Annotated in this window: 11 protein-coding genes; 4 read left to right on the top strand and 7 right to left on the bottom strand. The window is 37.6% G+C overall.

The features are described 5' to 3' along the window. The first annotated feature begins 86 nt into the window (after window positions 1-86). Window positions 87-1,667 carry an ATP-binding protein gene (locus ACIQLB_RS07350; protein ID WP_483869704.1) on the top strand — a complete coding sequence of 527 codons (1,581 nt, stop codon included), beginning with the start codon at window positions 87-89 and terminating at the stop codon, window positions 1,665-1,667. A 212-nt stretch (window positions 1,668-1,879) separates the two neighbouring features. Then, entirely contained in the window at window positions 1,880-2,581 is a 702-nt protein-coding gene (locus ACIQLB_RS07355; protein WP_400723032.1) for a response regulator, read from the top strand. 225 nt (window positions 2,582-2,806) lie between these two features. On the opposite strand, the gene ACIQLB_RS07360 is transcribed toward ACIQLB_RS07355, so the two are convergent. Continuing rightward, window positions 2,807-3,775: a 4-hydroxy-3-methylbut-2-enyl diphosphate reductase gene (locus tag ACIQLB_RS07360; RefSeq protein WP_400723034.1), complete on the bottom strand. Its 969-nt coding sequence runs from the start codon at window positions 3,773-3,775 to the stop codon at window positions 2,807-2,809. A gap of 73 nt (window positions 3,776-3,848) precedes the next feature. After that, the gene (gene vrrA / locus ACIQLB_RS07365) at window positions 3,849-4,391 is read right to left on the bottom strand and encodes a VrrA/YqfQ family protein (RefSeq protein ID WP_400723037.1); all 543 of its coding nucleotides are present in this window, start codon (window positions 4,389-4,391) and stop codon (window positions 3,849-3,851) included. A gap of 333 nt (window positions 4,392-4,724) precedes the next feature. Here vrrA and ACIQLB_RS07370 point away from each other — a divergent pair, with 333 nt between their 5' ends. After that, a complete protein-coding gene (locus tag ACIQLB_RS07370; protein ID WP_400723041.1) occupies window positions 4,725-6,413 on the top strand; it encodes a methyl-accepting chemotaxis protein in 1,689 nt (562 codons plus the stop codon). Window positions 6,414-6,634: 221 nt separating this feature from the next. Here ACIQLB_RS07370 and ACIQLB_RS07375 read toward each other — a convergent pair whose 3' ends face one another. From ACIQLB_RS07375 to ACIQLB_RS07395, 5 genes are all read right to left on the bottom strand, one after another. After that, entirely contained in the window at window positions 6,635-6,814 is a 180-nt protein-coding gene (locus ACIQLB_RS07375) for a FeoB-associated Cys-rich membrane protein (protein ID WP_400723044.1), read from the bottom strand. 10 nt (window positions 6,815-6,824) lie between these two features. Then, window positions 6,825-8,804, bottom strand: coding sequence for a ferrous iron transport protein B (gene feoB, locus ACIQLB_RS07380; RefSeq protein WP_400723047.1), 1,980 nt, complete (start codon window positions 8,802-8,804; stop codon window positions 6,825-6,827). Next, complete coding sequence (locus ACIQLB_RS07385; RefSeq protein ID WP_400723050.1) at window positions 8,801-9,028, bottom strand: FeoA family protein; 228 nt, start codon at window positions 9,026-9,028, stop codon at window positions 8,801-8,803. Before ACIQLB_RS07385 ends, feoB begins: the two co-directional genes overlap by 4 nt. A gap of 123 nt (window positions 9,029-9,151) precedes the next feature. Next, entirely contained in the window at window positions 9,152-9,856 is a 705-nt protein-coding gene (locus ACIQLB_RS07390) for a response regulator transcription factor (protein WP_400723053.1), read from the bottom strand. A gap of 361 nt (window positions 9,857-10,217) precedes the next feature. Beyond that, window positions 10,218-12,935 (bottom strand): ATP-binding protein, encoded by a 2,718-nt coding sequence (locus tag ACIQLB_RS07395; protein WP_400723056.1) that lies wholly within the window; start codon window positions 12,933-12,935, stop codon window positions 10,218-10,220. A 375-nt stretch (window positions 12,936-13,310) separates the two neighbouring features. Between ACIQLB_RS07395 and kdpA the strand changes: the two genes are divergently transcribed. Then, window positions 13,311-15,014, top strand: coding sequence for a potassium-transporting ATPase subunit KdpA (gene kdpA / locus ACIQLB_RS07400; protein ID WP_400723059.1), 1,704 nt, complete (start codon window positions 13,311-13,313; stop codon window positions 15,012-15,014). The last annotated feature ends 227 nt before the right edge of the window (window positions 15,015-15,241 follow it).

Consider the following 15,241-nt stretch of genomic DNA (forward strand, 5'->3'; position numbering starts at 1 on the left):
TCTGATGTTTTTGTTATTCTAACATATGGAGTAAGCTAAAATATAGTAAGAGGGAGGGGGACATCTTGAAATTTCAAAAATTATCGATGAAGAGAAAAATCATGTCTCTGACTTTTTTCATTCTCATGCTCTCCTTTAGTATAGGTGGAACATTTTTGCTAGGGTTTGTCATGAATGAGCAAAAGGATAAGCTTGGAGATCAAGCTTTACTTGTGGCAAAAACAGTATCACAGCTTCCTGAGCTGAAAACTTACATATCAAATAATAATTTTAACGAGGCTACGAAACACATAAATCCTGTAGTGGAGGAAATACGTGATATCAATGGTGCACAGTATATTGTTGTACTGGATATGCAAAGGCGCAAGTACTCACATCCAAATACAGAGGAGATTGGGCAAGTCTCGGAGTCAGGTGATCTAAATGCTGCGTTTTCTGAGCATTATTATACATCCATCGCACATGGTGAGCATGGAGATATGGTACGAGCATTCGTCCCGATCATGAGTAAAGAAGGAAGACAAATAGGTGTAGTAGTAGTTGGCTATAGTGTTTTAACTGTTGCCGAGTTACTACAATCTATTCAAACAGAATTAATGATTACTATCTTATTGTCTCTTTTCTTTAGTGCATGGGGGGCCCATACTTTAGGGCTTCATATGAAAAAGCAAATGTTTGGGCTAGAGCCCCACGAAATTGCTAAAATGTATGTAGAACGAACAGAAACCTTTAACGCGATGCATGAAGGGATTATTGCTATTGATAATGACTTGACAATCACAATATTTAATGAAAAAGCATGTGAAATATTAGGTGTTCACAAACAAGCGTCAACATTAATAGGGAAGAAAATTTTTGACGTTTTACCTGATACACGATTACCGGAAATTTTGGAGCTAGATCAACCGATTTTCAATCGTGAGCTCTATATTAATGATCATAGTATTATGAGTAATCGTATTCCTATACAAGTTAATGGGAAAACGGTTGGAGCTGTGGCCATGTTTAAGGATCGTACAGAAGTGAAAAAGCTTGCAGAGGAATTAACGGGTGTTAAGGCGTTTGTACAAGCATTACGCGTACAAACACATGAGCATAAAAATAAATTGCACACAATTGCTGGTCTTTTACAGCTTGGACATCATAAACAAGCACTTTCTTACTTAACGCAAGTAAAAGAAGAACACGATGAAATTACCAACTTTCTAAATGAACGGATTAAAAATGAAAATATTTCAGGGCTATTACTTAGTAAAATTTCCTATGCAAAAGAACAGGGAATTCTACTGGAGATTGACAGAGAAAGCCGTTTGTCAACATTTCCTAACAATCTAGATCATCATGATTTCGTTATTTTATTTGGTAACTTAATTGAAAATGCTTTTGATGCATTAAGGGATGTACAAATTGAAGAAAAAGTTGTCCATGTTTCTGTTGATGAGGATGAGGATGTGTTGGCAATCTTAGTAACAGATAATGGTATAGGCATGACAAATGAAGTAAAGGCACATATTTTTGATAATGGCTTTTCAACAAAAGAGAAAAAAGGTCGAGGCATTGGACTTTTTTTAATAAAAGAAATTGTACAAAAAGGAAGGGGAGAAATTGAAGTCATAAGTGAACCGAATAAAGGAACAAGCTTTTTAATAACTTTTTACCATACTTAATAGGCTCATTACCAAAGCTGAGAATAAGGTTTGTTAAAACGTATACCTTTTGATTGGAGTAAAGAAGTCAAAATGGAAATCAACCCTATGGAGAATTTAGTTGGAGTAGAAGCGAGAAATTCTATGGGAACAGTGTGACGCTCTCTTAGATAGCTTCCTTAAGTGAATATTTACACATATAGAGATAGAACAGAGTGTATGGAGGACTAACAGTGACACAAACAAAGGTTTTATTAATAGAGGACGATCCAATGGTGCGAGAGGTTAATCGCCAATTTATTGAGAAGATAGCTGGATTTGAAGTAATTGGACAAGCCTCAAATGGAGTTGAAGGGATTGCCAAAATTCGAAAACTTAAACCAGAATTAGTATTTATGGATATTTTCATGCCAGAGCAGGATGGAGTGACAAGCTTACAAAAAATCCGTGAACTCAAGTTATCAGTAGATGTAATTACGGTAACTGCTGCTAATGATATGGAAACTGTAAAACAGGTCCTGCATCTTGGCGTCTTTGATTATATTATGAAGCCTTTTTCATTTGAACGAGTGCAAGGAACGCTAGAAAATTATTTGCGCTTCAAAAAGCAAATGCAAACGGAGCGTGAGCTAACACAAGGGGAGCTTGATCAGTTATTCCATTATCATGGTGGGCATAATGAGGTTCAGCAATCAAATGTCTTACGGTCAGAAAAAAGCTTACCTAAAGGTTTTAATCGTACAACACTTGAGAAAGTTGTGAACTATTTGCAATCTGTAGAAGGAGCATCGGCAGAAGAAGTAGCCAGTGGCGTAGGTATTGCACGAGTAACAGCAAGACGATACTTAGATTATTTAGAGAAGCAAGAGGAAATTACGATGGATGTGCATTATGGTGGCATTGGTCGTCCGGTCAATTATTATTTTAGTAAATAATGAGAAATCCTGATTGTCAAAATAGACAATCAGGATTTTTTTACTGTTAAAGTAACTATAGATTTTTAAGTTGTGGATAACCAAAGGCATAGTTTTCGTCTAGGCAAAAGCGCTACATCCTCGAGGTCGTTTCGATCCCTCGGACAATAGTGGTGGAGCGTTTACTTTTGCTTCGGGCTCTCCAGCGCTTGTCGAATGTAAACGAGCGCTTTAGCGCATTTGTTCTTAGTAAGGCATGATTTTGTCAACAGGCTTTGGCGTTTTAATTTTAGGTAAAATTTTATCTAATGTAACTGTACGCTCAATGATATGTGTTGATTCATCATTTTCATCGAATTGATCAAGGAATGAAATAACCTCTTTGACAATTGGTGTTGGCGTTGAAGCACCTGCTGTAACGGCGACGGAATTAATACCTTTTAACCATTCAATTTTTAGCTCAGAAACGTCTGCAATTCGATAAGATGGTGTCCCTGCAATTTCAACGGACACCTGCGTTAAACGATTCGAGTTATTCGATTTGGGATCACCAACAACAATAAGTAAGTCTGCTTCCCCAGCTTGCTTAGCAACTGCCTCTTGGCGTACCTGGGTTGCCAAACAAATCTCCTTATGCACTTCAATATGTGGGAATTTCTCTTTTAAACTATCCATTAAATGAGCGACATCCCATTGACTCATCGTCGTTTGATTCGTTACTAGTAATTTATCATTCGTTAAATTTAATGCATCAATATCAGTGGATGATTGCACTAAATGCACATGATCTGGTGCAACGCCAATTGCTCCCTCTGGCTCGGGATGGCCTTTTTTACCGATATATATAATATCATAGCCATTTGCTGATTTTTCACGAATTAAATCGTGTGTAACTGTTACGTCAGGACATGTAGCATCAATGGATACTAAGCCTTTTCGCTTCGCAATTTCACGAATTTCGGGTGAAACACCATGGGCTGTGAAAATAACAGTGCCAGTTTCAACTTGTTCAATAATTTCTAAACGATTCTCGCCATCTAATGTGATGATGCCATCTTCTTCAAAGGCATCTGTAACATGTTTATTATGCACAATCATACCTAAAATGTAGATAGGTCTTGGTAATGTTTTATCGAGTGCGGCGTTTCGAGCGATGACCATCGCATCAACAACACCGTAGCAATAGCCACGTGGATTAATTTTTAATACTTGCATGGTTGTGACTCCTTTCAAGCTTACCTATCTACATTATAACGGACAGGGACGGCGAATACAAAGAAACCTTCATCTACATAGGCGGCTGGAAAATACGGGGCTTAGATGGAAGTGGGTCAGCAGGAGTAAATGATGTATTTTGTCGAGACGCTTTTCGACTTTTAGTTGAACCTGCTCCTTCACTAGCCGCTGCTGCAGCTGCTACTGCTCCAGCCCCTGCGGCAGCTCCTGCAGCAGGAAGACCTTGAAATCCTTTATACAATTTTAAAAGTGACGGAATATTTTTTACCATTGGCATTGCTTGCTGAATGTAAGGCGTATATGTTTTCGCTGAGTTAAATAAGCTATTCGCCTGCTGCAAAAATGAACCGATTTTTGAAGGTTCCTGCATTGATGGCATTGGCATTTGTCCTCCAAATGATCCTATTCCACTGGCCATTGGGAAGCCACCCGGAATTTGTGGATTTGGGAATCCTCCAGGCCGGAAAAAGGACTGCGGTGACATTTGTGGAGGTGTTGGCATTTGCATGGGCATTTGCATCGGCATTTGCATGGGCATTTGCATGGGCATTCTCATGCCACCAGGATACATCGGGAACTGTGGTCTAAATACCATAACGATCTCCTTTCGATAGTGATTTTACATTGATGACATACCTGATTATAAATATGATATGCAGATGGGTAAGTTAGCGTTCGACACGCACAAATAAATAATTAAGGCGATTATAAATGTATCTCACTATACCCTGTAAGGTTTACTTATTTCATATGTAGTTAATAAGTGGTAAAAAATTCTTGAAAATTACACATTTTTTCACTTTTCCAGCCGTTTTGAAAGGTATAATGAATTGTTGGTAAATCATCATTTTAGAAAAAGAAGATTATTCTCCGAAATGTATTACATTAATATTTTTTAATAGCAGTGGTTATAAATAGGAGGTATTTTGTGACAATTAAAGTTAGAAGTATAGTGTCGTTTGGTCTTATTGTATTATTAGTTTTAGTTATGGGGATTTTTCAACAACAAAATGCCAAATCCCAACAAGAGCAAGTACATTTGATAAAAGAAAAAACACTTCAAACGACGTTATTAGCAGATGAGATGAAGTTAGCAGTTGTGCAGGTGCAGCAGTTTTTGACTGATATTAGTGCAACTAGAGCACTTGATAATTTAGATGATGGATTTGAGCAAGCCGAAAAATATAGCAAAATCTTTAATGAAGATTTGGAGCAAGTGAAAAAAATGCATCCGGAAGACCAGGAAAGATTAGCTGCGATTAAAGTAGCGTTTGATGAGTATTATAGTACTGGTCAGAAATTGGCTCATAGCTACATTCAAGGTGGGCCTGAGCTAGGGAATAAAATGATGCTTGAATTTGATACTATATCCGTTGAGATTAATGACAAAGTAGATTTGTTTCAACAAGAAAACATTACAGACATGCAAAATTCTTTAGCACATGTTGAAACGCTTATCGATGATAATGAGCAGTGGTTCTTATGGATGTTCTGTATTATTTTAATGATTTGTATAGTAGTTGGGATTGTATTCGTACGTTCTATCGTTGTTCCCGTCAATAAGCTAACTTCTGCAGCAAAAGTAATTGCTAAAGGAGATTTATGTCAAAAGGATATTGAAGTCAGAACGAAGGATGAAATTAAAGATTTAGCAGATTCTTTTAATTTGATGAAATCTAATTTACATTCTTTAATACATAGCATGACTGCAAATGTTGAGCATACAACATCAGCAGCTGAAGAGTTAGCAGCAAGTACAGATGAAATTTCAAATTCCTCTCATGATATTGCAAACCTTGTAGAGAGAATGGCAATTAGTGATCACCAAGCAGCTGTTACTGGTCGTGAAAGTTCGATAGCAATGGATGAAACTGCTCAAGGTGTTCAACGTATTGCGGAGGCTACTCAAATGCTTCATTCTAAAGCGGTAGACACACAATCTATTGCGAATGATGGTGAAAAAACGTTACATATCGCAGAAAACCAAATGTCGATAATCCAACAATCTTCAAATACAACAAATGAGCGAATTAAGCAGCTAAGCACACAATCAGCTGAAATTGTTAATATTACGAAAGTAATTACTGACATTACTGAGCAAACAAATCTTCTAGCACTAAATGCAGCGATTGAGGCGGCTCGTGCAGGAGAGCATGGAAAAGGCTTTGCTGTCGTGGCAGATGAAGTGCGCAAATTAGCAGAGGAATCAAAAGCATCTGCCAATCAAATAGTGGATGTAATAGCACTTATTCAGCAAGAAACGAAGGAAGTAGAAAAGGCCGTAAATGTAACAGTATCGCATGTCGATGAGGGTGTCACATTTATTCAAAATGCCCAAAATGCCTTTGATGGAATTTTAAAAGCGATTGGTGATATGACAACTCAGATCGAGGATGTGTCTGCTTCTACGCAACAAATTTCTGCAAGTACTGAAGAAATGGCAGCATCGGTCAATGAAATGTCCTCTTCTTCCAATTATGCTGCACAGCAATCTGAAACAATAGCATCGACAATAGAAGAACAAGCTGCGACTATTCAAGAAATAAATGCTGTTGCAAAGGCATTAAGTGAAGAAGCGGTGTCCGTGAAGAAAGAAATCAATAAATTTAAAATATAAGACTCATCGGCAAATCGAGTGGTTGATTTCCGTTCCGGCTGGGGGCGTCCGATGAGCCGCTGATCCCCGAGGAGTCGCCCAGCCTCCACTCCAATCAACTTATTCACATGGTATACGTTTTAGCAAAAAGCAATTTCAAAATTCCTGCCCTCCATGTCTAAAAGTGCACAAAAAAGCGAGGTAATCTCCAACGATAACAGTTTGGAAATACCTCGCTCTATTTATTTAGTAGTAAAATCTTTAAGTTTAGAAGGAGGGGCACAAACGTTAGAAGAACAACTCTTCTGTAATGAGCATGATGCGCATTTACCCTTCTTCTGCTTCTTAATGCTCTTATATAAGGTAATACCAGCATAGCCAAATATAATACTACCGATTAAGATATTAATTAACAAAGTCAATCTCTACACCTCACATCAATAAATTCCCAATACCATAAATCATAAGTGCAATAAGATAAGCTACAACAAATGGATATATGGTTGCAAATAAAGTCCATTTCACAGACTGTGTTTCCCTTTTAATTGCGCCTACTGTGGCTAAACAAGGCATGTAAAGTAAAACAAAGGCCAAGAATGTATAGGCGCTTAAAGCAGTAAAATGAGTTGTCATTGTAGAGGATAAAACACCTTCACTTACGCCATAAATAATCGCCATTGTTGAAACAATCACTTCTTTTGCCAGGAATCCAGCAATAAGGGATGCACCGGCTTGCCATGTTCCAAAGCCAAGTGGGATAAACAATACACCAAAAGCGCCCCCAATAATTGCTAAAAAGCTGTCATCCATATTGACATTCGCACCATGTGGTCCTAAATAAGAAAGAAGCCAAATAATAACGGAGCCAGCAAAGATAATAGTACCAGCTTTGCGGAAAAACCCTTTCCCTTTTTCCCAAGTGGAACGCCAAAGTGTTTTAAGCTGTGGTACATGGTAGGCTGGTAACTCAACGAAAAACACGGAGGTTTCATTTTTTAAAATCGTCATTGATAATATTTTTGTTACAATAAGCGCTACCACAATACCCATAACATATAGGGAGAATACTACTAACGATTGATGTGCAGAAAAGAATGCTGCACCGAACAAAGCATATACAGGTAATCTTGCTGAGCAGCTCATAAACGGCGCAACAAGAATTGTTAATAGCCGTTCTCTTGGCTGTTCAATTGTTCTCGCAGCCATTACACCTGGAACATTACATCCAAAGCTTACAATCATCGGAATAAAGGCTTTGCCGTTTAAGCCGAAAAATTCCATAAGGCGATCCATCACAACAGCAATTCTCGCCATATACCCTGAATCTTCTAATAGTGAAATAAAGAAAAATAGTACAAAGATTTGCGGAATAAAAACTAAAACACCGCCAACACCTGCAATTATTCCATCACATATTAAATGAACAATAAAAGGAGCTGCACCAATAGCTTCTAAGCCCTTAGTAACAGCATCCGAAAGAGGGCCGCTTACAAAGCCATCCAGGAAATCCGAAAGTGGGGTACCGATCCATGCAAACGTTGCTTGAAACATTAAAAACATAAGCGCTAAGAAAATCGGAATACCAAAAATCGGATGTGTTAGAATTTTATCTACTTTCTCTGACCATTGTGTTTCGCTTTTCTCTTGTATAATTACTTCGCTATAGATGTTAGAAATATATAAATCACGTTTTGTAGCTATAGTTTTATTTAATGGTGCACCTATTTGCTTCTCTAAAGCATCTCGCATTGCAGCTAGCTGTTCAAAGTATTCCTTCTCTTTCAAATAAGCGTCAACAGCGTCATTTCCCATTAAAAATTGAATAGTACACCATCTTCTTTGTTCTTCAGGAATATGCTGTAACAATGCTTCAATTTTTGCGATACCTTCTTCAATTAGATCATCATAGGTTAATGTAAAACGTTGTTGAGCACGATCTGAAGCTTGAATAGCAGCATAAATACCTTCAACACCTTTACCAGTACGAGCGCTTATTGGAACAACAGGTACTCCTAAAGAACTCTGTAATTTCTCGACATCAATTGAAATACCTTTCTTTTTCGCTACGTCTATCATATTTAAACAAATGAAAACAGGTTTTCTAAGTTCAAGTATATCTACAGTTAATTGCATATTTCGTTCGAAATTAGAGGCATCGATAATATTTAAAATTCCATCTACCTGATCTTCAAGTAAAAATGAAGTAACAACACTTTCATCTCTTGAAATCGGATTAAGCGTATATACACCAGGTAAATCAATAATTTCCTTTTGTAGTTTTTTTACTTGTCCTACTTTTTTTTCAACGGTTACACCACTCCAATTGCCAACGTATTCATATGAATTTGTCAACGTATTGAACAATGATGTTTTACCGATATTGGGGTTTCCTATTAAAGCTAATCTACTCATACTTGTTCGACCTTTATATCCATTAAATCTTTTTTTCTAAGTCCGATTTTCTGTCCTTGACATTCTAATATACAAGCTCCAGAAAACCATCCTTTTTGGACCATACAAACTTGACAGCCTTCCTTTATACCAAAAGCATTTAATCGTTTACATAAAATAGTGTCGATTTGCTGAAGATCTTTCACTTTAACTTTTTCCCCCAATTGAACCGCGTGAAGGTCCATGAGATCTACCTACTTTCTTGTGAGTGATAATCATTATCAAATAAATATTATCATTTTTTATCCAGTCAATCAATAATAAGTTTACTGTTGGAAAGTAAAGCAAAGTTAAAGCAAGATCAAACCTTATTCTTCATCGTGACAGCGAAGCATTCGGTACCCAACGCGGACATGTGTCTGGATTAACTTTTGATTAGCTGGATTATCCTCTATTTTCTTTCGTAGAGTAGCCATAAAAACTCTTAGACTTGGAACATCCGATTGAAGTGCGTTGTGCCAAACTTCCTTTAAAATAAAATTATGCGTTAAAACTTTGCCTACATGCTTTGATAAAATAACCAAGAGCTTATATTCAATAGGTGTCAAATGTACTTCTTTGCCATTTACAAACACTGTATTTGCCGCGTAGTTTATTTGTAAATGACCATTTACAAAGACAGGGGATTCATTTTCTAGCTGATGCTCAAACGACTTTCTTCTTAAAGCTACTCGAATTCGGGCTAATAGCTCTTCAACACTGAAAGGCTTTGTAACATAATCGTCTGCACCAGCATCTAAAGCATTGATTTTATCGTGCTCTTCGCCGCGTGCACTAACTACGATAATGGGTGTTTGAGTCCAACTTCTAATTTTCGTTATAAGCTCTACACCGTCTATGTCTGGTAGTCCTAAATCCAAAATAATAACGTCTGGATTCATGGCAAGAGCCTTTTGTAGAGCACTATGACCATCTCGTGCAATGTCGAATTCATACTGCTGAGTAGCTAGTGTCATTTTAATTAAATTACCAATGGCTACATCGTCTTCTACTACTAAAATTCGTTTATTCATTGAATTTCATTACTCCTTTTTGGCGCATCACCATAACGTGAGGTTGATTTCCGTTCCGACCGGGCGCTTTGTTGCTGACGCTCCGCTTTCGCACAGATAAAACATTTGTTGCTGACGCTCCGCTTTCGCACAGATAAAACATTTGTTGCTGACGCTTCGCTTTCGCACAGATAAAACATTTGTTGCTGACGCTCCGCTTTCGCAGAGCAGAGCTTCCTGGTGGCGTCCGATGAGCCGCTTTGGCCACATGATGTTGGTCACGAAGGCGTTATCACAGGACGTGATGGTCTTAGCCTTCGTTGCTGATCCCCAAGGAGTCGCCCATTCTCCACTCCAATCAACTTATATACACGACATACTTTTAAAAAATGTCATTCCTAACTTCTGGTAATGAGCTTTTTTTCAGTGAAAAATTAAAAATCGTTCCTTTTGGTCTATTATCCGAAACTGTTATTTCACTACCATGTAATTTTAAAATAGTTTGACATAGAGCCAAGCCTAATCCTAAGCCTCTTCGACTATCGCTACGCTGTACTTTTCCGGTAGTAAAAGGCTCAAAAAGGCTGGTTTTTATAGCATCATTAATGCCAGGGCCATCATCAGAAATGCTAAAGTGTACGAAACGTTCAGATTCTGTGACCTTTATAGTAATAACGCTACCTGATGGTGTATAGGTCAATGCATTATCAATAATATTAATTAGAACTTGAATAATCAGTCGCGCATCCATTACAGCAAATAAAAATTCTGGTTCAATATGATAGGATATTTCATGTGTATTGTTTAGACGAACGACATGTGTTAGTGCCTCTTGAATAATATCTTCTACAAGTTCCAATTGCATCTCTATAGCAAATTGTCCATCTTCTAACTTAGACACAGCAAGTAAGTTTTCAACCATTTGTACAAGCCATTTCGAATTTTTATAAATATCCTCATATATTATGCTTTTTTCATCCTCTCGAATTTGAGATGCATTGGATAGTAATATATCTGCATTACCAGAAATAGCAGTAAGCGGTGTTCTTAAATCATGAGAAACTGCGCGCAAAAGATTAGCACGCATCTGTTCCATTTGAGCTTCCCTAGCTACTTCTTCATTGAGTTTTTGTAAATACCACTTATCAAGTGCGAATGAAAAATCATTGATAATGGCATGCAAAATATTACGCTCAAATGCAGGTAATGGTGATTGTTTTGACAGGGCAATACCGATAACGCCTTTAACACTCCCATTTGAAATAACCGGTAAATAATAGCCACTCACTTCAGGAAATATATCAGTGGATACGCCTGCTACATGCTTATTATTGATAACCCAGCTTACAACACCATGCTCATTCGGATTCTCAAAAAAGGAAGCTATCTTATTATTTTCAATAGTAGATATGCTCTCAGCGCGGAAAAAAATAGAGTTCACAATTAAATTATTTTCGATTTCAAAAAATTGTACTGGTTTTTCTACTAACTTAACGATTTGTGACATGCCTTCAGTAATAATTTCTTCTATTGACTTAGCATGTTGAAGCCTACGATTTGTATCAAGGAGCACCTCCATTCGATATGATTTACGAACAGCTACAAGGGTTTGCTCCTTTATTTTTTTTGTTAAGCTACTTGTAATCACTCCTGAAAGGAACATGATAACAAAGGTCATCGGATAGTCGCGATGATAGGCGTTAAATGAAAATCGCGGTTCTGTAAAAAAATAATTAAAAAGCAGTACTGCTATGATAGAGCTAATAATGCTCATCATCCATCCTGATGACCAAATGGCAAGAATTAAGACACCTAAAATGTAGATAGTGATGATGTTCGAGTCGCTGACACCAATTGTGTAAAAATATAGCCCAACAACGGATACTATGCCAAATACTAATGCCATTTTTAATAAGTCGAGCCATTCAAATGACAGCTTATTTTTTACAGTAGGGAAGTAGAATTGTTCATTTTCTTGATCTGGGACTATGTGTATGGCTAAATTCGGCACAAATTCGTTGAGTCGATCACTAATTTTTGTGCTTGGTCGCCACCATTTTTTTCTCATGCTAGTTCTACCAATGACTAATTTAGTGACACCACTAATTTGTGCATAGTTGGCAAGGGCAGCAGCTACATCATCTTCCTGAACAATTACGACATGACCGCCAAGCTGTTCAACAAGCTTTATATGCTGCTGAAGTCGTTCAGAATTTGCATTATTTCTAGCATGTTCCTGTACGTTTTGAACGTAAAGAGCTGTAAATTTCCCGTGTAATGCCTGTGCTAATCGTGCGGTAGTTCGAATAACCTTAGCATTCGTAGGAGAGCTACTAATACCAACAAGTAAATGCTCTTCGATTTGTACATGATGCTTAATAGATTCGTCGCTGTTTACCTGCTTATAATTAATCGTATCTGCAGCTCTCCGTAATGCAATCTCTCGAAGTGACACTAAATTTTGTTTGCGAAAAAAAGATTCTAACGCTTTTTCAGCTTGTTGTTTTAAATAAATTTTTCCTTCTTGTAGGCGCTGGATTAACTCATCTGGTTCAATATCGACAATTTTTATTTGTTCGGCTTGATCAATTAAATAATCTGGAATACGCTCCCGTACTTTTATCCCAGTTATTTCTTCTACTATATCGTGTAGGCTTTCAATATGTTGAATATTTACGGTTGTATAGACATGAATACCTTTTGCAAGTAATTCCTCTACATCTCCAAAACGTTTCTTGTGACGCATTGTCGGAACATTGGTATGTGCCAATTCATCTATAATGACAATTTCCGGTTTGCGCTTTAATACTTCATCAATATCTAATTCCTGAAAAGGTTTCCCTTTATAAATTATTTTTTTCATAGGGATTTGCTCAAGTCCCTCTAGTAAAGCTAACGTATCTGGTCGAGGGTGTGGTTCTACATAGCCCACTACCACATCTTTACCAAGTTTTTGTGCTTGATGTGCTGCATCTAGCATTGCATAAGTTTTCCCTACTCCAGCAGCATAACCAAGAAAGATCTTTAGCTTCCCTATAAATTGTTCTTCCTGTTGAAGCCTCGCTAAAAACGTCTCTGGAGTTGGACGTGTATTTTCCATCCTCTTTCACCTCATTTGTATTATAGCGCTATCTTCCATTAAGAAAGTATTAAGATTTTCCCTCTTTATAGTTTCTTAATAGAAAAAGCGATTTCCTAACACTACATTAATTTGAAAGTCAGTATGATGAGAACATCCAATTAGAGAAGGGGTGTTTCGATTGATGGACTTTTATATGATTGGCTTACTCATCATAAGCTTTGCATGTCTGTATGCGTTGACGGCTTGGTGTTTCAAGCTTGTTGAAGAAAAGTAAGGGGGAATAAAAAATGTGGATTGTTATGGGGATTGTACTCGTGTTCCTTTTCGGTTATCTAGGGCATGCATTACTTTATCCTGAAAACTATTAATTAGGCTTGTAGGAGGTATTGCGGTATGTGGCAAATCGCCATCGTATTAATTATTTCTTTACCAATCGTTATTTTAACTGGTCACTATCTATTTCGAGTGACAATGCAACAAAAAACATGGCTTGATCCAATAACGGATAGATTTGATGCCGTAATTTATAGGATATGTGGCATTAAGCAAGTAGATATGACGGGTAAACAGTATGTGCTTTCGTTAATTTTGTCGAACGCCTTTATGGTGTTTATTGGATACGTTCTTTTACGAATTCAAGCTATGTTGTTTTTAAACCCAAATGATATTGACAATATGGAAGCAACACTTTCATTTAATACCATAATTTCATTTATGACGAATACAAATCTTCAGCACTATAGTGGCGAATCAGGACTAAGTTATTTATCACAAATGCTAATCATTATCTTTATGATGTTTACATCTGCAGCTACTGGTTATGCCGCTTGTATGGCTTTCTGCCGTCGACTTGTTGCGAAAACCGACACTATTGGTAATTTCTTTGTGGATTTTGTTCGTGTTATCACACGTGTGTTAATGCCTATTTCTATTGTTGTTGCCATTATTTTAGTATCTCAAGGTTCACCACAAACCTTGAGTGCGAATAAAACTGTACAAACAATAGAAGGTAAATTACAAGATATTGCACTTGGACCTGTAGCTTCTCTTGAATCTATCAAGCATATAGGAACAAATGGTGGTGGCTTTAATGGGGCGAATTCAACAACACCTTTTGAAAATCCAACGGTCATTTCAAATATTGTGGAAATGCTATCTATGATGTTATTACCGGGTGCTTGTGTAGTTGCATTTAGTTTAATGGTTGCATATAGAAAAAAGAAAACGATATTTGGAAAACAAGGGCTAGCCATTTTTGCGGCAATGAGTGTGCTGTTCCTAGTCGGGTTGGTGACAGCGTATGTAGCGGAGAGAGCGGGTAATCCAATCATTAGTGAGCTCGGAATATCGCAGGAGCTTGGAAGTATGGAAGGAAAAGAGATGCGCTTCGGGGTAGCGCAATCAGCGTTATTTACAACAGTGACTACCGCTTTTACAACGGGATCTGTTAACAATATGCATGATACATTAACACCGCTTGGTGGTCTTGTACCAATGTTTAATATGATGCTTAATGTAGTGTTTGGAGGCAAAGGTGTCGGCCTGATGAACATGATGATGTATGTGCTCCTGACAATTTTTATCGCCTGTTTAATGATTGGTCGAACACCTCAGTTTTTAGGCAAGAAAATTGAAGAGAAAGAAATGAAGTTAATTGCTCTTTGTATCTTGATCCATCCTGCTATTATTCTACTATTTTCAGCACTTGCAGTCGCAACAACAGCAGGGGTAGCTGGCATAACGAACCCAGGTGCACATGGTTTATCGCAAGTTTTATATGAATTTGCATCGGCCTCTGCAAACAACGGCTCTGGTTTTGAAGGATTAGCTGACAACTCAACATTTTGGAATGTGACGACAGGGTTTGCCATGTTTTTCGGACGTTATTTGACGATTATTATTCAACTAGCTATAGCGTCTTTACTTGCTAAAAAAATGTTTCATAGTGATTCGGTGGGAACATTGAGAACAGATAATACTATTTTTACATTTTTACTTGTTGCGATCGTTTTAATGATTGGTGCTCTTACATTTTTACCAGCATTAGCTCTTGGGCCAATTACAGAGCACTTACAACTTTATCTTCATTCAGCTTAAGACTCCCGCCTATAAATGTGGTGAGATGAATGTGGATGTGGTTCCTTTTAAATACCTACTGAAATAGAGGAACTCAGTCTAAGAACGCCACGTCCTGTGGCAACGACTGAGTGACCAACATCACGTTGGCCTAAGCCTCCGGCGGATGTCACGGATTTTGAAAGGAATGAATAAAGGATGTTAGCCTAAAACCTTCGCATCCTGCGAAAACGGCTAACTGACCTGCA

It is taken from the genome of Lysinibacillus sp. NPDC092081, assembly GCF_044755845.1.
Classification (GTDB): Bacteria; Bacillota; Bacilli; order Bacillales_A; family Planococcaceae; genus Lysinibacillus.